At 64.1% G+C, this 21914-nt stretch carries 22 protein-coding genes; 12 read left to right on the top strand and 10 right to left on the bottom strand.

Annotated elements, in window-relative coordinates:
* Positions 1-32: 32 nt before the first annotated feature.
* The 10 genes from ACUXH0_RS20690 to ACUXH0_RS20645 all read left to right on the top strand — a co-directional run bounded on the left by ACUXH0_RS20690 (position 33) and on the right by ACUXH0_RS20645 (position 9832).
* The gene (locus tag ACUXH0_RS20690; protein WP_182594561.1) at positions 33-1451 is read left to right on the top strand and encodes an FAD-binding oxidoreductase; all 1419 of its coding nucleotides are present in this window, start codon (positions 33-35) and stop codon (positions 1449-1451) included.
* A 27-nt stretch (positions 1452-1478) separates the two neighbouring features.
* The gene (locus ACUXH0_RS20685; protein ID WP_004631636.1) at positions 1479-2369 is read left to right on the top strand and encodes a LysR substrate-binding domain-containing protein; all 891 of its coding nucleotides are present in this window, start codon (positions 1479-1481) and stop codon (positions 2367-2369) included.
* Positions 2370-2862: 493 nt separating this feature from the next.
* Positions 2863-4356 (top strand): FAD-linked oxidase C-terminal domain-containing protein, encoded by a 1494-nt coding sequence (locus ACUXH0_RS20680; RefSeq protein WP_182594562.1) that lies wholly within the window; start codon positions 2863-2865, stop codon positions 4354-4356.
* Positions 4357-4418: 62 nt separating this feature from the next.
* Entirely contained in the window at positions 4419-5552 is a 1134-nt protein-coding gene (gene glcE, locus ACUXH0_RS20675; protein ID WP_182594563.1) for a glycolate oxidase subunit GlcE, read from the top strand.
* 12 nt (positions 5553-5564) lie between these two features.
* A complete protein-coding gene (gene glcF, locus ACUXH0_RS20670) occupies positions 5565-6821 on the top strand; it encodes a glycolate oxidase subunit GlcF (protein WP_004631630.1) in 1257 nt (418 codons plus the stop codon).
* A 52-nt stretch (positions 6822-6873) separates the two neighbouring features.
* The gene (locus tag ACUXH0_RS20665) at positions 6874-7251 is read left to right on the top strand and encodes a CidA/LrgA family protein (protein ID WP_009241463.1); all 378 of its coding nucleotides are present in this window, start codon (positions 6874-6876) and stop codon (positions 7249-7251) included.
* Positions 7248-7979, top strand: a complete 732-nt coding sequence (locus tag ACUXH0_RS20660; RefSeq protein ID WP_012436368.1) for an LrgB family protein — start codon at positions 7248-7250, stop codon at positions 7977-7979. The genes ACUXH0_RS20665 and ACUXH0_RS20660 overlap by 4 nt, the downstream gene beginning before the upstream one ends.
* A 170-nt stretch (positions 7980-8149) precedes the next feature.
* Complete coding sequence (locus ACUXH0_RS20655; RefSeq protein WP_009241464.1) at positions 8150-8545, top strand: VOC family protein; 396 nt, start codon at positions 8150-8152, stop codon at positions 8543-8545.
* 67 nt (positions 8546-8612) lie between these two features.
* Entirely contained in the window at positions 8613-9092 is a 480-nt protein-coding gene (locus tag ACUXH0_RS20650) for a cupin domain-containing protein (RefSeq protein ID WP_004631617.1), read from the top strand.
* A gap of 41 nt (positions 9093-9133) precedes the next feature.
* Positions 9134-9832 (top strand): helix-turn-helix transcriptional regulator, encoded by a 699-nt coding sequence (locus ACUXH0_RS20645; protein ID WP_012436369.1) that lies wholly within the window; start codon positions 9134-9136, stop codon positions 9830-9832.
* Positions 9833-9843: 11 nt separating this feature from the next.
* Here ACUXH0_RS20645 and ACUXH0_RS20640 read toward each other — a convergent pair whose 3' ends face one another.
* The 9 genes from ACUXH0_RS20640 to ACUXH0_RS20600 form a co-directional block, all read right to left on the bottom strand.
* Entirely contained in the window at positions 9844-10341 is a 498-nt protein-coding gene (locus tag ACUXH0_RS20640; protein ID WP_012436370.1) for a glutathione peroxidase, read from the bottom strand.
* Positions 10342-10435: 94 nt separating this feature from the next.
* Positions 10436-13672, bottom strand: coding sequence for a pilus assembly protein (locus ACUXH0_RS20635; RefSeq protein ID WP_182594564.1), 3237 nt, complete (start codon positions 13670-13672; stop codon positions 10436-10438).
* 29 nt (positions 13673-13701) lie between these two features.
* Entirely contained in the window at positions 13702-14271 is a 570-nt protein-coding gene (locus ACUXH0_RS20630; RefSeq protein WP_004631610.1) for a pilus assembly PilX family protein, read from the bottom strand.
* Positions 14272-14273: 2 nt separating this feature from the next.
* Entirely contained in the window at positions 14274-15311 is a 1038-nt protein-coding gene (locus tag ACUXH0_RS20625; RefSeq protein ID WP_004631609.1) for a PilW family protein, read from the bottom strand.
* Positions 15308-15904, bottom strand: a complete 597-nt coding sequence (gene pilV / locus ACUXH0_RS20620) for a type IV pilus modification protein PilV (RefSeq protein WP_004631607.1) — start codon at positions 15902-15904, stop codon at positions 15308-15310. The genes ACUXH0_RS20625 and pilV overlap by 4 nt, the downstream gene beginning before the upstream one ends.
* Entirely contained in the window at positions 15901-16374 is a 474-nt protein-coding gene (locus tag ACUXH0_RS20615) for a GspH/FimT family pseudopilin (RefSeq protein WP_004631605.1), read from the bottom strand. Before ACUXH0_RS20615 ends, pilV begins: the two co-directional genes overlap by 4 nt.
* An 8-nt stretch (positions 16375-16382) precedes the next feature.
* On the bottom strand, positions 16383-16820 hold the full coding sequence (locus tag ACUXH0_RS20610; protein ID WP_004631602.1) for a type IV pilin protein: 438 nt from the start codon (positions 16818-16820) through the stop codon (positions 16383-16385).
* A 197-nt stretch (positions 16821-17017) separates the two neighbouring features.
* Positions 17018-18157 (bottom strand): PilT/PilU family type 4a pilus ATPase, encoded by a 1140-nt coding sequence (locus ACUXH0_RS20605; RefSeq protein WP_004631601.1) that lies wholly within the window; start codon positions 18155-18157, stop codon positions 17018-17020.
* A 66-nt stretch (positions 18158-18223) separates the two neighbouring features.
* Positions 18224-19267, bottom strand: a complete 1044-nt coding sequence (locus tag ACUXH0_RS20600) for a type IV pilus twitching motility protein PilT (protein WP_004631600.1) — start codon at positions 19265-19267, stop codon at positions 18224-18226.
* 122 nt (positions 19268-19389) lie between these two features.
* Between ACUXH0_RS20600 and ACUXH0_RS20595 the strand changes: the two genes are divergently transcribed.
* Complete coding sequence (locus tag ACUXH0_RS20595) at positions 19390-20106, top strand: YggS family pyridoxal phosphate-dependent enzyme (RefSeq protein WP_004631599.1); 717 nt, start codon at positions 19390-19392, stop codon at positions 20104-20106.
* Between the two features lie 31 nt (positions 20107-20137).
* Complete coding sequence (gene proC / locus ACUXH0_RS20590; RefSeq protein WP_024542538.1) at positions 20138-20962, top strand: pyrroline-5-carboxylate reductase; 825 nt, start codon at positions 20138-20140, stop codon at positions 20960-20962.
* 65 nt (positions 20963-21027) lie between these two features.
* Here the strand turns inward: proC and ubiA are convergent, their stop codons facing one another.
* The gene (ubiA, locus tag ACUXH0_RS20585; RefSeq protein WP_004631597.1) at positions 21028-21903 is read right to left on the bottom strand and encodes a 4-hydroxybenzoate octaprenyltransferase; all 876 of its coding nucleotides are present in this window, start codon (positions 21901-21903) and stop codon (positions 21028-21030) included.
* Between the last annotated feature and the right edge of the window lie 11 nt (positions 21904-21914).

Below are 21914 nucleotides of genomic sequence, written 5' to 3'. Positions count from 1 at the left end.
CGGCTTCAGACCGCTGCCCCACGCGAGACGCCATGAACCATCCAGCCCCGCCCTCCCAGATCATCCGCAAGCCGATTCCCCCGGCCATGCTCGACGCGCTGCGCACCCGCTTCGGCGATCGCGTCTCCATGAGCGAAGCCGTGCGCGCCCACCACGGCCGCGATGAATCCGCCTACGACCCGATGCTGCCCGACGCCGTCGTCTTCGCGCAGACCACCGAGGAAGTCGCTGCCGTCGCCAAGCTCTGCTTCGAGCACGAGATTCCGCTGATCCCGTATGGCGCCGGATCGTCGCTCGAAGGCCATCTGCTGGCCGTGGCCGGTGGCGTGAGCCTCGATCTCTCGCAGATGAACCACGTGCTGTCGGTGCACTCCGAAGACCTGACGGTGACGGTCGAGCCGGGCGTCACGCGCAAGCAGCTCAATACCGAGATTCGCGATACCGGTTTGTTCTTCCCGATCGACCCGGGCGCGGATGCATCCATCGGCGGCATGTGCGCGACGCGCGCTTCGGGCACCAACGCCGTGCGTTACGGCACGATGCGCGAAAACGTCCTGAACCTGACGGTGGTCACCGCTGACGGCCGCATCATCAAGACGGCCAACCGCGCACGTAAATCGTCGGCGGGGTATGACCTCACACGCCTCTTCATCGGCAGCGAGGGGACGCTTGGCATCATCACCGAGATCACGCTGAAGCTGTATCCGCAGCCCGAAGCGGTATCCGCGGCCGTGTGCGCCTTCCCGAGCATGGGCGATGCGGTGTCGGCAGTGATCGACACTATCCAGATGGGCGTGCCGATTGCGCGCGTGGAATTTGTCGATGCGCTGGCCATCCGCGCGATCAACCAGTACGACAAGCTCACGCTGCCCGAGATGCCGACGCTGTTCTTCGAGTTTCACGGCTCGGAGCACGGCGTGCAGGAGCAGGCCGAGACCGTCCAGCAGATCACTGCTGAACACAAGGGCCAAGGCTTCGAATGGGCCACGCGCCCCGAAGACCGCAGCCGCCTGTGGAACGCTCGCCACAACGCCTATTTCGCCTTTCTGCAACTCAAGCCGGGCTGCCGCGCCGTCACCACCGACGTATGCGTGCCGATCTCGCGCCTGGCTGAATGCGTGGTCGAGACCGAGAAGGACCTGCTTGCCAGCGCGCTGCAGCTGCCCGCCCCCATCGTCGGCCACGTGGGCGACGGCAACTTCCACGTTGCGCTGCTGATCGACCCGAACAAGCCGGAAGAACTGGAAGAGGCCGAGCGCATCAACCAGCGCATCGTCGCCCGTGCAATTGCCATGGACGGCACCTGCACGGGCGAGCATGGCGTGGGTCTGCACAAGATGGACTTCCTCATCGCCGAACACGGCAACGATGCGATCGACCTGATGCGCAGCATCAAGCAGGCGCTGGACCCGAAGCACGTCCTGAACCCCGGCAAGATCTTCCACGTGTAACCGATTCACCTACCAGCGACCGCCCGCATGTCTTCCGTCTTCAAGCGCGTTCCTCCGCTGCATCTGTTGATTGCCTTCGAGGCCGGGGCGCGCCATGCGAGCTTCGCGCGCGCGGCCGAAGAACTGTCCGTCACGCCCAGCGCGGTATCGCACCGCATCAAGAATCTGGAAGAGCTGTGGGGCGAAGACCTCTTCGTGCGCACGGGCACGGCGTTGCGGCTGACCGCCGCGGGCACGCGCTACCTGCGCAGTGTGCAAGTGGCGCTCGACACCCTGCACGAACTGGCACGGCCGGAATTCAGCAAGCAGCGCGCGCGGCTGCGCGTGGCGATTCCGCCCACGTTCGGACGCCAGCACCTCGTGTCGCGTCTGCCGGAGTTCAACGCGCTGTACCCGCACATCGATCTGGAACTGCATCTCTCCATCCCGTTCCTCGACGTGAAAGCCGAGGACACCGATGTCGAAATCCGCTACGGCACCGGCCGCTATCCGGACCTGAAGACCACGCTGCTGCTCAACGAGCCGGTCTTCCCGGCGTGCGGGCGGGCCTACTTCGAGCAGATCAGCGGCAACACCATCACCGAAGCGTCGCAGTTGCTGAACCTCACGCTGCTGCGCAGCCCGCTGGAGCCCTGGCGCCCATGGTTCGAGGCGGCCGGGCTGGACGCGGCGGAGCCTGCGACCGGCTCGCTGTTCAACGACATCGGCCTGATGCTCGAAGCCGTCGCCTCCAACCAGGGCGTGGCGCTGGTGCGTCAAGCCATGGCGCGCAACTGGCTGGCTTCGGGGCAGATCGTGCGGCTGCTGGACATCGAATCGGCGTCGCCACATGCTTATTACATTGTCCAGCGCGAGCAGGCGCCGATGAAGCCCGAGGCGCGGCATTTTGTGGATTGGTTGCTTGGGCTGGATTGGTAAACCGCTCAGCGGCCGGCCCCCGAGCCTCGCGGCTGGGTCTCGAACTACCGGATTCGAAACTTTTAGTTTCGACGTTGAAGCCCTGAACCCTCAGCGCTGATGAAAAAAACAGCAACGTCGGGGCAAAAAGCGTCATGGGTCGAGCCCCAGGGCCTCGAAGTTGACGTTCCGAACGTCATCGTTGCTGCTTTTTTCATCAACGCCGATCCTATTTGCCTCACGCGCGAGGTACCTGAACCTCGGATTCGATACTTTTAGTGTGAAGCTCGGTGCTTTGCACCCCACCGTCGGCGGTTGAAGGCTCGATCGTGGAGGTCAGGCTCGCGCGAATGGGCAATGAAACCTTGCTGCCCCGCGATGAACCGCATTGGCCGCTCCGGCGAGCCAAATTCATCGCAGCAAAAGTCCTTAACACGCCGCATGGCGCGGCGGCCGGGCTATAGTGCCCTCCATCCCGGCCACCGCTGCCGGGCACAACGATGAGAGACACCCCATGAACGCATCGCTGCCCGCCACCGCTCGCGATCCGTCTGCCCTGCAGGCTGAGCTGACCGCCGCGCTGTCCCAGATCGTGTCCGACGACGCGCTGCTCTGGGAGCGCGAAGACACCACCCCGTATGAATGCGACGGCTTGGCCGCTTACCGGCAGGTGCCGCTGGCCGTCGTGCTGCCGGATACCGAGGCGCAGGTCGTCGAAATCCTGCGCGTGTGCCACCGCATGGGCGTGCCCGTGGTGCCGCGCGGCGCGGGGACGAGCCTGTCGGGCGGTGCGATGCCGACGCCGGGCGGGCTGGTGCTGTCGCTGGCCAAGTTCAAGCGCATCATCAAGGTGGACCCATACACGTGTACGGCGGTGGTCCAGCCGGGCGTACGCAACCTCGCCATTTCGGAAGCCGCCAACCCGCACGGGTTGTATTACGCGCCCGATCCGTCATCCCAGATTGCCTGCACCATCGGCGGCAACGTGAACGAGAACTCCGGCGGCGTGCATTGCCTGAAGTACGGCCTGACCGTGCACAACGTGCTGCGCGTGCGCGCCGTGATGATGGACGGCGAGGTGGTTGAATTCGGCAGCGAGGCGCCCGACGCCCCCGGCCTGGACCTGCTGGCCACGGTGATCGGCTCCGAAGGCATGCTGGCCGTGGTGACGGAAGTGACCGTGCGCCTGATCCCCAAGCCGCAACTCGCGCAGGTGATCATGGCGAGCTTCGACGACGTGGAATCCGGCGGCAACGCCGTGGCCGACGTGATTGCCGCGGGCATCATCCCGGCGGGGCTGGAAATGATGGACAAGCCCGCCACCGCTGCCGTTGAGGAATTCGTCTGCGCCGGCTACGACCTCGACGCGGCCGCCATCCTGCTGTGCGAATCCGACGGCACGCCCGAAGAAGTGGCCGAAGAGATCGCGCGCATGAGCGAAGTGCTGCGCGCCTCCGGTGCCACGCGCATCCAGGTCTCGCAAAGCGAAGCCGAGCGCCTGAAGTTCTGGAGCGGTCGCAAGAATGCCTTCCCGGCAGCCGGGCGCATTTCGCCGGACTACTACTGCATGGACGGCACCATCCCGCGCAAGCACATTGGCACGCTGCTGCGGCGCATCCAGCAGATGGAGCAGAAGTACGCCCTGCGCTGCATCAACGTGTTCCACGCGGGCGACGGCAACATGCACCCGCTCATCCTCTTCAACGGCGAAGACCAGGACGAATGGCACCGCGCCGAACTGTTCGGCTCCGACATCCTCGAGACCTGCGTGGAACTCGGCGGCACCGTAACGGGCGAGCACGGCGTGGGCGTGGAAAAGCTCAGTTCGATGTGCGTGCAGTTCTCGGCAGAAGAACGTGACGCATTTCTGCGCGTAAAGGCCGCGTTTGACCCGGTGCGTTTGCTGAACCCCGACAAGGCCATCCCCACGCTCGCGCGCTGCGCCGAATACGGCAAGCTGCACGTGCGCAACGGCCTGCTGCCCCACCCCGACTTGCCGCGTTTCTGATCGCCGCCTGACCATTCCGAAGCCGCACGCAGCGAACAAGCCGTTGCGCCCGAAGGTTCAACATGCCCATCACGTCTGACTCCGCCCTTTCGCCCGCGCTCGCACGCTTTCGCGACGCCATTACGCAGGCCGCAAGCAACCGCACGTCGCTCACCCTGCGCGGCGGCGGCACAAAGGATTTCTATGGCCGAGCGCCCGCACCCGACGGCACCGTGCTCGACACGCGCGAGTGGTCCGGCATCGTCGATTACGACTGTGCAGAACTCGTCATCACAGCGCGCAGCGGTACACCGCTGGTCGAGATCGAAGCCGCATTGGCCGAGCACAAGCAGATGCTGGCGTTCGAGCCGCCCCACTTTGCTGCGAATGGCCGACAGGCAACGGTAGGCGGCGCGTTTTCATCCGGCCTGTCCGGCCCGCGCCGGCAGTCGGTGGGCGCGCTGCGCGACTTCGTGCTCGGCGCTGTCGTCATGGACGGCCGCGGCGACATGCTCAACTTTGGCGGCCAGGTGATGAAGAACGTGGCCGGCTACGACGTCTCGCGCCTGATGGCCGGTGCACTCGGCACGCTCGGGTTGATCGTGCAGGTGTCGCTCAAGGTGCTGCCGATGCCGTTCTGCGATGCGACGCTGCGCTTTGCCATGGCACAAGGCGAGGCCATCGACACACTCAACCGCTGGGGGGGCCAGCCGTTGCCGATTGCGGCGTCCGCGTGGATCGACGGTGCCCTGTGGGTGCGCCTGAGCGGTGCCGATGCGGCCGTGCGCGCAGCCATCACCAAGCTCGGCGGCGAGCGTGTCGAGGACGCAGAAGGGACCGCGTTCTGGCGCGACCTGCGCGAGCAATCGCATGCGTTTTTCGCGCGTGCCGTGCAAGGCAGCCTGCCGTTGTGGCGCATCGCTTTGCCTCCAGCCACGCAGCCGCTGGCGCTCGGCCATGCGTCGGCCGATGAGCAGCTCGTCGAATGGGGTGGCGGCCAGCGCTGGTGGATCGACACCGCCAACACCTCCGCCGACGTCATCCGCGATGCAGCACGCAAGGCCGGCGGCCACGCCACGCTGTTCCGCAACGGCGACCGCGCCAGCGACATCTTCACGCCAGTCGCCCCGCCGTTGATGGCCGTGCATAAACGCCTGAAGGACAGCTTCGATCCGCACGGCATCTTCAACCCGGGCCGTCTGTACGCCGGCTTCTAACGCAAGCCCATCATGCAAATCACGCTCGCGGCGTTCCTGCGCAACACCCCCGACGGCGAAGAAGCCCAAAGCATCGTGCAGAAATGCGTGCACTGCGGTTTCTGCACGGCCACCTGCCCGACCTACCAACTGCTCGGCGATGAGCTGGACGGCCCGCGCGGGCGCATCTACCTGATGAAGCAGGTGCTGGAGGGCCAGCCCGCCGGCGCCGCTACACGCCTGCACCTCGACCGCTGCCTGACCTGCCGCAACTGCGAATCGACCTGCCCGTCCGGCGTGACCTACGGGCGCCTGGTGGAGATCGGCCGCAAGATCGTCGATGACCAGCTCGACGCGAAAGGCGGGGTGGGCTCAATGCGACGCCCGTTGGGCGAGCGCGCCGTGCGCTGGGCGCTGCGCGAGGGCCTGACGCGGCCGGCGCTGTTCGGCTCCGCGCTCAAGCTCGGACAGGCGGTGCGGCCGATGTTGCCGCCAGTGCTGCGCAACAAGGTTCCGGCCCGGCAGCCGCACGCCGGCACGCGACCCGGCACCGTGCACGCTCGCAAGATGCTGCTGCTTGAAGGCTGCGTGCAACCCGCCATGTCGCCCAACATCAATGCCGCCACGGCGCGTGTCTTCGACAAGCTGGGCGTGCAGCTCATCAGCGCGGACCGCGCCGGCTGCTGCGGCGCCATCCGTTATCACATGAACGACCATGCGGGCGGCCTCGGCAACATGCGCGCCAACATCGACGCCTGGTGGCCGCATATCGAGGCCGGCGCCGAGGCCATCGTCATGACGGCCTCCGGCTGCGGTGCGATGGTCAAGGAATACGGCCACCTGCTGCGCGACGATCCGGCCTATGCAGAGCGCGCGGCGCGCGTGTCCGCCATGACGCGCGATCTGTGCGAGGTGCTGCCCGCGTTCTCGCAACAGCTTCTACAGAAGACCAAACCTGAAGCACAACGCCCGCGCGTGGCTTGGCACCCGCCCTGCACGCTGCAACACGGCCAGCAGATTCGCGGCGCAGTGGAAACGCTGCTCGCCTCGCTGGGCGTGGACGTCAAGCTCTGCGCCGACAGCCACCTGTGCTGCGGCTCGGCCGGCACCTATTCGGTGCTGCAACCGGAACTTGCCTATCGCCTGCGCGATGACAAGCTCGCCAAGCTGCAAGCCACGCAGCCTGAGCGCATCGTCTCCGCCAACATCGGCTGCCTGACGCATCTGCAGAGCGGCACGGATACGCCGGTCGAACACTGGATCGAGCTGGTCGACCGCATGCTGGCCTGAAACGAACGCAGCCGGGTTCTATACTTGGCGCTTCGTTTCGCCCGGAGGCCCCATGCTGCAAACCTTCGCGATCCTGTTGACGTTCCAGTCGGTGGGAGAGCTGTTGACGTATTCGCTGCACCTGCCGGTGCCCGGTCCGGTGATCGGCATGGTGTTGCTGGTCATCTACCTGCTGGTGGACAAGGGCCGCGTGCTCGAAGTCATGCAGGGCACCGTCCGTGAACTGCTGCGTCACCTGACCATCCTGTTCGTGCCGGCCGGCGTGGGCGTCATGACGCAACTGAACCGCATCGGGCAGGAATGGCTGCCAATCGTGGTGGCGACCGTCGTATCGACGTGGCTGTCGATTGCCGCCGGTGCGCTCGTGACGCGCGCGCTGATGCGCCGCATGGGGGACCACGGCGAAGGCCAGGAGGAGCTGGCCCCATGAACGTGATGGCTCCCAACCTGCACCAACTCTGGGTCTATCTGGCCGCCAGCCCGCTGCTCGGCCTGACCGCCACGCTCATCGCGTACCTGATCGGCGTGCGCCTTCATGAACGCAGCCGCTTTAACCCGATGGTCAACCCGCTGCTGATTGCGGTTGTCATCCTGGGCACGCTGCTGACCGTGACGGGCACGCCGTACAAGACCTACTTTGACGGCGCGCAGTTCGTGCACTTCCTGCTGGGGCCGGCGACGGTGGCGCTGGCGGTGCCGTTGTTTCAGCAGTGGGCGAAGCTGCGCCGCCACGCGGTGCCGCTGATGGCTGGGCTCCTTGCAGGGTCGGTCGTCGCGGTGGTGTCAGCCGTGGGCATCGCGTGGCTGTTGGGCGCATCGCCGGAAACGCTGCGCTCGATGGCGCCGAAATCGGTGACGATCCCGATCGCCATGGGCATCTCGGAGAAGATTGGCGGCGCGCCGACCATCACCGCGGTGCTGGTGCTCATTACCGGGATTGTCGGTGCCACCACCACGACGCGGCTGCTGAACCTGCTGCGCGTGCGCGAGTACAGCGTGCGTGGTTTTGCCACCGGCATTGCGGCGCATGGCATTGGTACGGCCCGCGCGTTTCAGGTCAATCCGGAAGCCGGCGCGTTCTCGGCGCTGGGCATGGGCCTGAACGGCGTGCTGACGGCCGTGCTGGTGCCGCTGCTGGCGGGTTGGATTCCGCACTGAATCGCTCCTCCCTCCGCCCGGTATTCACTGCCTGGGCAATCTGCAACACGCTTTGCCACCCTCCTGAACGCTCCTGACAGAACGCTGTCAGGAGCCCCCCGCCAGAATCGCTCCACCTTAACCGGCAACGGCACTCCCAACCGCCTGAGCCACCTAACGGAGCGAACATCATGGCAAGCGTCATCAACTGGTTTGAAATCCCGGCCAACGATTTCCCGCGCGCGGTGAAGTTTTACGAGAACGTCTTCGACACGCAGCTCAAGCAGGAAGACATGGGCGACATGACCATGGGCGTGTTTCCGGCGGGTGAGACGACCATCCACGGTGCGCTGGTCAAGGGGGAGGGCTTTGCGCCGTCCGACAAGGGCAGCGTGGTCTACCTGAACGCGCCCAACCTGGATGCCGTGCTCGAGCGCGTGAACGGCAGCGGCGGCCAATGCGTCTTTGGGCCGATGACACTGCCCGACCACATGGGCCGCATCGCCCACATCGTCGACACCGAAGGCAACCGCATCGGCCTGCACGAGCCGGATGCCAAGACGCAGGCGTACCTGCTGCAGCAGTAACAGCAGTAACGCTCCCCAAGGCCGGTGCGCGGGCGCCGGCCTTCACCAAGAGACAGAGAAGAACACCATGCCGAGCCAATCCCCGTATCTCATGCGTGCCGCGGATGTCACCGCGCGCACGCAGTCGTTTTCGCACCCCTGGAACAGCCTGTCGGAAATTCACGGCACCATGATGGGCCGGCTGCTCGGGCTCAAACGTACCGGCGTGAATTTCGCGCGCGTGCCGCCGGGCAAGGAGTCGTTCGTCTATCACTCGCACCAGCGCGAGGAGGAATGGATCTACATCCTTTCCGGCGAAGCGCAGGCCGAGATCGACGACAGCATCTTCACCGTGCGCGGCGGCGATTTCATGGCCTTCCCCACAGGCGTCGCGCATCACCTGCGCAACTGCGGCAAGGACGATCTCGTCTATCTGTGCGGCGGCGAACATCTCAACATCGAGATTGCCGATTTCCCGCGACTGGGCAAGCGCATGCTGCGCCGTGGGGAGCAGGTCGATATCGTCGACATCCACCCGCAGCGCGAGTTGACGCCCTTCGGCGCGTAGGGGATATGGCGCGCATTGCACCCGGGCCCAAGCCCACTACAATGCCGCGCATGACCCGCCGCGCCGACCGCCTGTTCCAGATTGCCCAGATCCTGCGAGGCCGCCGTTTGACCACGGCGGCCATGCTGGCCGACCGCCTGGGCGTGTCGGAGCGCACGGTGTATCGCGATATCCGCGATCTATCCGTCTCAGGCGTACCGATCGAAGGGGAGGCCGGTATCGGCTACCGCATGCGGGCAGGCTACGACCTTGCGCCGCTCATGTTCACCGCCGACGAAGTCGAAGCGCTCGTGGCCGGCGCACGGATGATCAAGGCGTGGAGTGGTGGCACCATGGCCGACTCGGTGGAAGCCGCACTGGAAAAGCTGATGGGCGCCCTGCCCGCCGAGCGCCGCTCCGAAGCCGAGACCACACGCATCTTCGCGCCCGGCTACGGCATGGGCAGCGAGGTCAAGCAAGTATTCGACACGTTGCATGCAGCGCTTGGCCGCCACGCTGTTGCGCGGCTTGCTTACCGCGACGCGCAGGGCCAGTTGACCGAGCGCTGCATCCAACCGCTCGGCCTGTTCTTCTGGGGACAAGTCTGGCTGGTGGCCGCCTGGTGCGAACACCGTCAGGACTACCGCACCTTCCGCCTCGACCGCTGCGTCAAGGTCGACATTCTGGAGCGCCACTTTGCCGAATCCGCCGAGCGCTCGCTGGCGGATTTCATGCGCAAGGTGCGAGGCTCGTCGGATTGACGACCGCAACGTCAGGCGGGATCGGGCTCCGCCAGCAGCCGCTCAATATCGTCGGCAATCTCTTCCGGCTTGGTCATGGGCGCGTAGCGCTTGTAGACCGTGCCGTCGCGGCGCAGCAGGAACTTGGTGAAATTCCATTTGATGGCTCCGATACCGAGCACGCCGGGCTTTTCCGAGGTCAGCCACTTGTAGAGCGGATGCGCGTTGGAGCCATTCACGTCGATCTTGCCGAACATCGGAAACGAGACGCCGTAGTTCTTTTCGCAGAAGGCGCCGATCTCGTCTTCGCCGCCCGGTTCCTGCTTGCCGAACTGGTTGCACGGAAAGCCGAGCACCTCTAGCCCTTTGTCGTGCAGCCGCTTGTACACCGCCTCCAGCCCCGCGTACTGCGGCGTGAATCCGCACTTGCTCGCCGTGTTGACGATCAGCAGGACCTTGCCCTTGTACTGCGACAGCGGCACGCGCTGGCCGGTTAACGAATCGGCCTCGAATGCATAGACGTCACTCATGGCTACTCTCCGGATGGTTGCGGGAACGGAAATGCTCCGGCATCTGGCCGGAATTGTAACGGCCCGCGCGGGGCGGGCCGTTGGGAGATGCAGGTCAGTGCTTGTCGGTTTCGGAGAACCAGAATGTGCGCTTGCGTTTGCCAAGGCCTTTAGGTGTCACCTGGACGGGCGCCAGCGCGGAGCCGCCTGCGCCCGTTCCCGTCTGGTTGCCACACCCGAAGCACACCGGCACCGGCGTCGTACCGCCACTGCCGTTGTTCACCAGCACCACGCCATAGACCGACGAGGGCGGGAACCCGCCACCGTCCAGCACCACCGAGCGATTCGGGTTCTGGCCAGTGCCTGTCAGGAAGCTCACCGAATACGTGCGGGCGATGCCCAAGTTCGGGTAGCACGCGCCGGCGGACGGAACCGCCGGGGTGTTGGTCCCGAACGTGGTGTAGCCAGCCACCGTGAGGGGGGCGTTCACGACCTTCTCGCCCGGATTCGGCAGCGTGATGTAGAAGCCTGAGCCCGTCCCGCTGTACGCCGTCGAAGTCGAATCTACGAGGTTGGCTTCCGTCAATGGCACCCAACCAGCCGGCACGGGGCCAAGATTCGGGTCTTTCAACATATAGAAGCGGTTGACCACGTTGTAGGCGGTGCCCGGCGTTGTAGAAGCCGAATATAGCGGGTGCTCGCGATCGCCGGTGCCGGCAATGACGGCGTTGAAACCGGCGGTGGGCACGACATCGGGCGCATAGAAGAACTTGCGCGCGTTGTTGGTGTTGGCAGCGCCGCCGAGCGACGCGAACTGCGTCAGTGCCCAGTTGGCGGGGGCGTTGCCAGCGGAGCTTTGGAAGTCCACCCGCCAGATGTTGCCACCAACGTCGCCCACGTAGGCCATCTGGATGTAACCGCTACCTGTGCGATCGACCGTAGTGACATCCGAGGCAATCGAACGGGTCAGGCCGGTGTTCTTCACACACACGCCCGCCATGCCAGCGCAGTTCGGCAAGGCGCTCCAGACCGGCGCGCCGCTGTAGGCATCGAGCACAATGATGCCTCGACCCATGGTATCGGTGCCGGGTGCGGGGTCGCTGTCTTCGGAAGACGCATCGTAGCCGGCGCCCATGATCAGTACAGGGTTGGCGTAACCGGCCACGCGCATCAGTCTCGGCTTGGACCACGTCTGACCCAGCTCCGGAATATCGGTGTTGCTGCGCGACCAGAGATAGCGCGGGTTGGCGGGGTCGGTTACCTCCAGGGCGTAAATCAAGCTACCGCCACGCCGTGCGGTCAAGTAGATGATGGTGCGGGCGCTTCCCGAAACGCGCTGGTCTTGCATGACGGTCGTACTGCCGTCGAAAAAGTCATCACGCATCGTCGGTGTCGGCGTAATGCCGTTCGGCGTAGTGGACAGCTTCACCTGTGGCGAGTTGGCATAGAGCCGACTCAGCTTGCCAATGAACTCGGGCGGGATGAAGCCCCACAGCTCGCCGCCAGGTCGCACCCCGTTGATACCCGTCGTCTGATTGCCATTAATGGCATGGAAGACGCCATCATTGGCGCCATAGAACACCACGATGCCGGTGCTGCCTCCGTAGTTGATGACCACCGGCCGGGAATGCAGCACATCACCGTGGATGGACGGGCGGATCGTCACGGGCGAGCCCGGGCCAGTTTCGGCTTCCTGCCCCGCGACCGTCGAATTGTCCAGCGCCTGAACATCGCGGCCGCGCACCCAGTTGATGAAGTTGGTCTGCTCGCTCGACGCGATGGTGGGCGCGCCGTTCGTGCTGTTGTACGAGTTGATGGCGTTGAGCCCGCTGGTGCCGGTCAGCCATGTGTTGGCCGTGTCGAACGTTGGCATAGCCGTGCTGGTCGGGCAAGTGCCCTTGCCGTTGCAGGTAAGCAGCGTGCGGCTGCCCTGGCTGGTCAGGAATAATGCGCGCAGCATTTCACCAGCGCCGCCTTTTTCGACGATCTCACCGTCGGGTGAGTCAAAGGCCCAACCCTTGCTGGACGGGCTGTTTTGCCAGAAACCCTTGGTCGGCCAATTGCTGATGCTGCTGCCATAACCGCTTGAGCCAAAGGACAGCGGCGGGTCGGCGGTCCAGAAGCTGATGGCGCTGGGCGACATGAACCCCGTGCCCGCATTGCTCAGCGCGGCCTTGCCGACTGAATCCAGCAACTGCAGGTTACCGTTGGTGTCGAAGCCCACCTGGTACTGCTTGAGGTTGCCCATCCAGCGCGGGGCTGCCGTCGCATCGGGGCGAAACATCCCGATGTACACCTGGTTCAGGAACTGGCCTTGCGCGTTCACGGCAGCCGGCAAGCTGACCGATGCGAACACACTGTTGACCGCCTGGATTTCATTGAGGATCGACAGCAGCGCATCCTGAAGGCCCGCCACATCGCCAAGCTGAACGGTGTAGGCCTTGCCGCCACCATTGGTGGCCATGCTGTTTTCGAAGTTGACGTAGTCCTGATTCTTGCCGTCCGTCACCGTGATGGCGTAGGTGATGACGTTCTGCGGGTTGGCCGTGTTGGCCGTGCCTTGCAGGTCGCTCTGGTACATATAGCGCGACCACTCGTCACCCCAGTTCGACGCGTACTTGCTATTGATCGCGATTTGCGTCGTCTGTGCAGCCGTGGGCGTGGGCACGGCCGCTTGAAGCGCCGCCAGCATCTTCGGATCGCTCTCGGCAGGGTGGCCGCTGTTGGTCGCGTTGCCAATGTAGATGACGAAATTTCGTTGGCAAGGGTTACTGATGGGCGATGTGTACTGCGTGCCAGACAGGCCCGCCACCTTGGTGTTCTGGTAACCCGCGTAGAACGCCCAGGCTTCCTGCATGGCGCCGGCTGTCTGCACATTGTTGCCGCCGGTCAGGTCCGTAGCGAACTGGTTTTGGATGTACGACAGCAGGCTGTTGACGCCGTTGTTGTCCATCAATTGCAGCGTCTGCGCCGACCTGGGATTCGCAGAAGGGAACGTGAACAATCCGCCGGGGCTCTTGGGGTCAAACAACATCAGACCCAGATTGACGTTGCCCAGCAAAGACGGATTGCTCGCAATCGACTGTGCGGCGCCGTAGAGGGCACACTGCTCAGCGCCGGAGCTCTTTGTTGGGTTGGCCACAGTCAGCCCAGTCGCCGAGCAGGTGAACGTCGCGTTGGCGTCTGAGTTAGAGCCATCGTCAAAGATGATCACAACGTTGGGCTTGCCGGCGTTCTGCTGCAGCCCCGTGTACAGATCAATGTCTTCGGCACTGGCAAGTTGAGCGCCTGACAGCGCGAGTGCAAAAGTTGCCGTCGCGGCAAAGGCAAGTCGTTGGGCAAAGGAGCGCATATGGGTTCTTCCTGGCTTTGCGCGTGGGCTTACGGACATGCCGCGCCGGTCAGCACGCGAACCGCAACGCCCTGATGCAGCGTCGTGTTCACGGCCGTACCGTTGGCATCGTTGACGGTGGCGGCAACATCCCACTGCGTCGCACTGCAATTCGACATCCCGCCTGGCGTACCGGCGGCGGTGAGGATGCCCGTGTCCGAGTTGTTGTTTACGCCGCTGAAGCAGGACGAGTCAGCGGCAAAGTTCGGGCTCGTCGTATTTGTAGTCAGCTGCGTATTTGCAATGGGCTTGGTGGCAACACAAGCAGGCGCAGCAACCTGCGCGGTGTAGTCCGCCTTGCCATCGCCGTTGACGTCCACCGGCACGTTGGTGGCGACCGGGTTGGAGGTGAAATCCGCGCTGATGACCTGCTCAATGCCCTGCTGCGCCGCGCTGCGGGCCTCCAGACCATATTGCTGGTTGGCGGCGATCTTGGTGTTGATCACGCCCGAGTTCATCATCATCACGACAATGCCCATGAAAATCGCCAGGAAGATCAGCGTGACAACGAGGGTCACGCCCGACTGACGTGCCGATTGGCGAACCGATAAGCGCCGCATGGCTACTCCCGTGGGCCGGCCACATTGGCGACGCGCGCGAGTTGCGCGTAGACGTGCCGTTTGTAGCCATCTTTGAAAGGTGGGGTGAGCGTACCGCGGCCCAGATCGTAGGACCGCGTATCCGTCCAGCCCGGTGACACGCCCAGCGTGCGCGCAAGCACGTTGATGCGCACGGCCGTCACGTTGCTCCAGTTGGTCGCGGCAGACGCGAGCCAGTTGTAGCCCCCCACGTTGTTGCATGCAGTGCTGTTGTCGATGCCGGGATTGGCAACGTAACAATCGGGCGAACCGTTGCCGTCCATATCCACGCCATAGGCGAAATGCACGTCGTCGATGCCCTGGGCGACCGAGTTTGGGGGCTGCATTGCGCCGCTGGAAAACTCAACCATCTTGAGCGTGGGAATGCTGTCGCCGCCCGTGCCACAGCGGTCGCACGTGGCCAGGTAGAACGCACGCACACTGACCTGGCGAAGGTCTGCGGGCTTGCTGCAGGTCTTTTCCTTGAGCGTGAAGTCCGTTGCGGTGGCGCTGAATACAAAAGGCGCCGTGTCGGTGCCGCAGAACGAATCCTGCAGATAAGCCTGCCCTGCCGCTACGGCGCTCGCAGAAGTAATGGTGCTCGACACGCGACGCACCACCAGGATTTCCGAGTTGGGCGACAGGTTGGGCAAGCATGGCGCCGCATTCGCACCGGGCACGTAACCGTAGATGGCCACGGGCACCGTTGCCGGGCTATTGCTGAAGCCGAGCGCATTGATGGCAGCGGCGCAGACATCGGGCGTGGCAACGGCGGAGGTTCCCAGCAGATTCAGATCACCGAGGAAGCCGCCGAGCCCAACTTCCTGGCTGATGATGTCGAGCGCATAGCGCCCATTCTCGATCTGCGTGGCGCTGTTGCCCAGCTGCACGCGCGATTGCGAGGTCGAGGCATACAAGCTCGCCAGCGCGGTCAGCAGCAGCAGCCCCAGCGTCATGCCGACCATCAATTCGATCAGCGACATCCCGCGCTGCAGACGCCGCAGCGTGCGATTGCCCATCATGACAGCACCCCCATGCGCACCTGCACGCTGATGGCGCGGCGGTAGCCATCGCTACCGAAATTGCCGCTGCCGCATGGCAGTGACGGCACCACGGTCTTGACCAGGCCTTGCCACGCGACCGTCACGCGATAGACCTGGTTGACGGTGTCGATGGCTTCGATGCAGCCGCGCGCGCCAATCATGGCGCCCAGGGCAACGGTGCCGCTTGCAGCGGTCTCGGTATTGCCCAGCAGCGCATTGTTCCAAGCTGTGAGATCGGATGTGACAGTGGCTTGCTGTGCGGCCGAGCCCGTCGTGCAGCTGGGCGCCGAGATGCCACCCGTGCCGGCAGTGGTCATCGCGCCGGCCACAGCGTAGCAGGCGGCCACCTGGCGGTTGGCATTGAGCCGCGCCGCCATGTCCTGCAGCAGCGTCAGGGCCTGCACGCGCTGGTAGGACTCCATCTCGGACTGGTTCGAGCGGACCATCATTCCGGCCGCGCCCAACAGCGCCACCAGCAGGATCACCACCGAAATCAGGATCTCGATCAGGGTCGTGCCGCGCTGCCCGCGCTTGCCCAACCGGCGATGTGACAACCGTGCAATGGCGCTCATGAGCACGTCCCCGAAACCACGGCGATGCGGCCGCTGCCGCCCACTTGCACGCAGCTAGGCGAGACCGATTGCGACGAACTCGTCGGCGTAACCTGGAACGTGACACCGCCTGCAGTGGGGCGACCATCGTTGCCGAACGACAGCGTGTTGCCGTTGCTCGCCGCAATGGTGACGCCGCTGTACGGCCCGAACGTGCGGATCACCGTGGCGGACGGGCCTACCTTCAGTGTCCAGCCGCTCGCCCAAGTGCTCGTGGTCGAAACGGTGGCGATGGCGTTCTGCTTGACCGCTTCCGCACGCGCCAACGACACGGCGGACGACAGGTCGAACGATGCATTGCGTGTTGCCTGGGTCGCGATCATGCCGGAGAACGACGGCACCGCAATCGTCACGAGGATGGCGAGCACAGCCAGCGTGACCATCAGCTCGGTGAGCGTGAAACCTTGAGTGGGCTTGCGCAGAGTAGTCATGGCTCGCCTCACTTCCAGCAGTTGGAGGCGCCTGTGGACGCCACCTTGGCACCGGTGTTGGTCAGCGTGAGTGTGCCGCAGGCGGCGTCGTTCGCCTGTTGCGAGCCCTGCGGAGTCGCCGCCAGTTGGTAAGACGGCGGCACGCTGCTGGCGCTCAGCGTGAAGGTGTAGTTGGGTGAAACGTTCGCCGGGACGTTGCTGGCGTATTGCAGCGTTGTCAGGTCAGGCGCATAGGCGCGATTGTCGAGCAGGAAGCGCTCCTGCGCGGCCGCCACTTCCTGCATGAAGGATTCCGCCGCTGCCCGATTGGAGCGGACGATGTACTGGACGTAGCTGGGATACGCAATGATCGCCAGGATGCCGACAATGGCCACTGTGATCATGAGCTCAATCAGCGTAAAGCCCCGCGCCGCCCGCGCGCGCTGACACCTCGGCTTGCTTGCCACGTTTTCACCCACCCGGATTTGCTGTTGCTTTTATCGTTTTGATGCGCGCCCGCCGATGACCTGGCAAGCCCACCCACCGCTTATACGGCAATTCTCAGCAAATATTAAGAAAAGTTAATGACGACGGGTGGGTACAGGGCGAAGCGCAAACGTTGCGCGCCGCAAATTACCTCAAATGGTGTAGCGCCTGGACCACATCAGACGACATTCAAATGCTCGGTGCCGGCCGACAGGTCCGTCTGCCCGCCCCGCTTGCTGTGCAGTTTGATCTGCAGCCGCAGATCGTTGAGAGAGTCGGCATTACGCAGCGCGTCTTCGTACGTGATCTTGTTTTCTTCGTACAAATCGAACAGCGCCTGGTCGAACGAGATCATCCCTTGCTCGCGGGATTTCTTCATGACCTCCTTCAGCTCGTGCACCTCGCCCTTGAAGATGAGGTCTTGCACCAGCGGGGTCGCCAGCATGATCTCGACGGCCGGTACGCGCCCCTTCTTGCCCTGACGCGGCAGCAGGCGTTGCGCAATCATCGCGCGCAGGTTCAGCGACAGGTCGATCAGCAGCTGCTGACGCTTCTCTTCCGGGAAGAAGTTGATGATCCGGTCGATCGCCTGGTTCGAGCTGTTGGCGTGCAGCGTGGCAAGGCACAAGTGGCCGGTTTCCGCGTACTGGATGGCGTATTCCATCGTGTCGCGATCCCGGATTTCGCCGATCAGGATCACGTCCGGCGCCTGCCGCAGCGTGTTCTTCAGCGCCACGTGCCACGACTCGGTATCCACACCCACCTCGCGCTGCGTCACCACGCAGTTCTGGTGCGCGTGCACGTATTCCACCGGATCTTCAATGGTGATGATGTGGCCGTACGAATTCGCATTGCGATAGCCCACCATCGCCGCCAGCGAGGTCGACTTACCCGAGCCCGTGGCGCCCACGACGATCACGAGGCCGCGCTTGCTCATCACGATCTCATTGAGGATCGGCGGCAGGTCCAACTCGCCCAGCGTCGGGATCTTCGTGTTGATGGTCCGCAGCACCATGCCGGCGCGACCTTGCTGCATGAACGCCGACACGCGGAATCGCCCGGCGCCCGGCGCCGTGATGGCGAAGTTGCATTCCGAGCTGTCTTCGTACTCGCGCAGCTGCTTCTCGTTCATGATCGCCTTGACCAGACCGACGGCCTGCTGGGCATTCAGCGGCTGCTGCGAGATCGGCGTGACCTTGCCGTCCACCTTGATCGCGGGCGGAAATTCTGCCGTGATGAACAAGTCCGAGCCACGGCTGTTCACCATCAACTGCAAGAGTTCGTGGATGTATTTGGTGGCGGCTTCGCGGTCCAGCATGGCGTGCCCCTCCTGGAAAGAATTGGAAAGCGCGCTGACGTGTCAGTCAGCGCATCCGTTCGCGCATCAGCTCACGAACGCGTCTGGGTTCTTGGCAATGGCGCGCGCGTCTGCGTAGTTGATCGCCGAGCGCTTGATCAGCTCCGACAGGCACTGGTCGAGCGTCTGCATGCCCATGCCGCTGCTGGTCTGCATCATCGAGTACATCTGCGAGATCTTGTTCTCGCGGATCAAGTGACGAATGGCCGGCGTGGCAATCATGATTTCGTGCGCCGCGATCCGGCCCGAACCATCGCGCGTCTTGAGCAGCGTCTGCGAGATCACCGCCTCCAGCGATTCGGAAAGCATGGTCCGGACCATCTCTTTTTCGTCCGACGGAAACACGTCGACGACCCGGTCGATGGTCTTGGCTGCCGAGCTGGTGTGCAGCGTGCCGAACACCAAGTGGCCGGTTTCTGCGGCGGTAAGCGCGAGGCGAATGGTTTCAAGGTCACGCAATTCGCCGACCAGCACCACATCCGGGTCTTCACGCAGCGCCGACTTCAGCGCGTTGGCGAACGAATGGGTATGGGGCCCGAGTTCACGCTGGTTGATCAGGCTCTTCTTCGATTCGTGCACGAATTCGATCGGGTCCTCCACCGTGAGGATGTGGCCCATGTCGTTTTCGTTGCGGTGGTTGACCATCGCGGCAAGCGTCGTCGACTTGCCCGAGCCGGTCGGGCCCGTGACGAGCACCAGACCGCGCGGCTTCATCGCCAGATCGGCAAACACGGCCGGCGCTTTCAGGTCGTCCAGCGAGAGCACCTTCGACGGAATCGTCCGGAACACGGCCGAAGCGCCGCGATTCTGGTTGAACGCATTGACCCGGAAACGCGAGAGCCCCGGGATCTCAAACGAGAAGTCGACTTCCAGGTTTTCTTCGTAGACCTTGCGCTGCCCGTCGCTCATGATGTCGTACACCATGGAGTGCACATCTTGGTGCGTGAGCGGGGGCACGTTGATCCGGCGCATGTCGCCGTGGATCCGGATCATCGGCGGCAGTCCGGCCGACAGGTGCAAGTCCGACGCCTTGTTCTTGGCGGAAAACGCCAGAAGCTGCGCGATGTCCATCTTATAATGACCCCCGACTTTTTTATGTCGCCCGGGCGTCGCAATGGCGCCTCCAGACGCGCTCCGAGCCGTTCATTCGACGTGCCGGAACCTTGTTTATTTGTAACAAACGTCGCCGGATTATGTCTGTAATCGCCGCCAACTTGCAAGCCGTGCGTCAACGGATCACAACGGCCTGCACACTGGCTTCGCGCGATGCTGCAGGTGTCACATTGTTGGCTGTATCCAAGACGTTCGACGCCGATGCCGTACGTGCCGCACATGCCGCCGGGCAACGCCTCTTTGGCGAAAACTATGTGCAGGAAGGCATCGCCAAGATCGACGCGCTGGCCGACCTGCGCACGGGCGCCGACCCGATCCGCTGGCACTTCATCGGCCCCCTGCAGAGCAACAAGACACGCGCCGTGGCCGAGCAGTTCGACTGGGTGCACAGCATCGACCGCCTCAAGATCGCCGAGCGCCTGTCGGCCCAGCGCCCCAACACGTTACCGCCGCTGCAGGTCTGTCTTGAGATCAACATCAGCCGCCAGGCCAGCAAGCATGGCCTGCTGCCCGATTTCGATGAAGTGCTTGCCGTGGCACGAGCCGTTTCGGCGCTGCCACGTCTGCAATTGCGCGGCCTGATGGCCGTGCCCGAGCCGAGCGATGACCCCGCCGCGCAGCGCAAGCCCTTTGCTGATCTGCGAGCCCTGGCGGATCGGCTGCGCGAGACCGGCATCCCGCTCGATACGCTGTCGATGGGCATGTCCGCCGACCTGGAAGATGCGATTGCCGAAGGCGCCACGATTGTGCGCGTCGGCAGCGCCATCTTCGGCGCGCGGCATTATGCAAACGCCTGAATTCCTGTCTTTTTTTCACACCACCACACTCATGCTCGACACTCTGAAACTCGGCTTCATCGGCGGCGGTAACATGGCGGCGGCCCTCATCGGCGGCCTGATCGCCAAAGGCGCACACAGCGCCAACATCGTGGTGGTGGACCCGACCGAACCGGCCCGCAGCCGCGCCGAACACACCTGGGCCGCTCGCACCGCTGCCGCCCCCGGCGCAGAACTGGCCGACCGCGACGTGATCGTCCTGGCAGTCAAACCGCAGCAGATGCGCGAGGTCTGTGCGCAACTCGCGCCGCATCTGGGCGACAGCCTGGTGCTGTCGGTGGCGGCGGGCATCCGCATCCAGGATCTGTCGCGCTGGCTGAATGGCCATGCACGTGTGGTGCGGGCAATGCCGAATACGCCGGCGCTCTCGGGGCTGGGTATGACCGGCTTGGCCGCCAACGCTGGCTTGTCCGACGCCGACCGCGCAACCGCCAGCGCCATCGCCAATGCCGTGGGCAAGAGCGTTTGGGTGCCAGCCGAAGCGCAGATTGATGCGGTGACTGCCATCTCGGGCAGCGGCCCCGCATACGTGTTCTATTTCATCGAGGCCATGCAGCAGGCGGCGCAGGAGCTTGGGCTGTCGGCTGAGGATGGGCGCACGTTGGCGGTGGAGACGTTTATTGGCGCGGCCACGCTGGCAGGCCAATCGTCCGAGCCGGTGGAGGTGCTGCGCGAGCGTGTGACGTCCAAGGGCGGGACGACGTATGCGGCGCTCACTTCAATGGAAGGCGCCGATATCAAGGCAGCCTTTGTGCGGGCCATGCATGCTGCGGCGGCTCGCGGCAAGGAGATGGGGGAGGAGTTTGGGCGGGATTGAGGGTACTGGTCCATCCCCGGTATCGTCCCCGGCAGGGGATGAAATCGGGGACGCACCACCAACACCTAGCGCAGCAAATACGCCCCCGCCACCCCGGCAAACAAACAGGCCCCCAGCCAATTGTTATGCCGGAAAACAAAAAAGCACTTCATCCGATCACGCGTCTGTAGCATCGGGAAATACCAAAGCGACAACGCCACGGCAGCGGCAAACCCAATCCAGTACGCCACGCTGAGTGCCATCACATGGCCAGCCCAGGCCATGATCCCGAAGAACCCCGCGTAGCACAGCATGATCGCCGCCACGTCAAAACGTCCAAAAGTAATGGCTGAGGTTTTGATGCCGATGAGCAAATCGTCATCGCGGTCGACCATCGCGTACGCCGTGTCGTAGGCGACGGCCCAGAAGACATTGCCGGCAAGCATCAGCCACGCCAGCACCGGCACCTGATCCTGCACCGCCGCGTACGCCATCGGAATCCCAAACCCGAACGCAATGCCGAGGTACGCCTGCGGAATCGCGAAGAACCGCTTGAAGAACGGATACGTGCCGGCAATCACGATGGCGGCCACCGACATCCACTTTGTCAGCGCATTGAGTGGCAGGATCAACGTGAAGGCGATGAGCGAGAGCACCGCGGCTACCGCCAGCGCCTCCCAGGGGGCAATCAGGCCCGCGGTGATCGGCCGCTCCTTGGTGCGCTTGACGTGCTTGTCAAAGTCACGATCCGCCCAGTCGTTGACCGCGCAACCGGCCGAGCGCATCAGGAACGTGCCGACCGTGAAGATCACCACCAGCGACACCGGCGGATGGCCATCGGCGGCCATCCATAGCGCCCACAGCGTCGGCCACAGCAGCAGCAGCGTGCCGATCGGTTTGTCCATGCGCATCAGGCGCGCATAGAGCATGAGGCGGCTGGGTTGGGCAGCGGACGATTGCATGGAAATCACCA

The sequence above is a fragment of the Ralstonia sp. 110700041-2 genome, from assembly GCF_056280165.1.
Note: the sequence above shows the minus strand (reverse complement) of the source record. Positions and strands in the feature narration are given on the sequence as shown.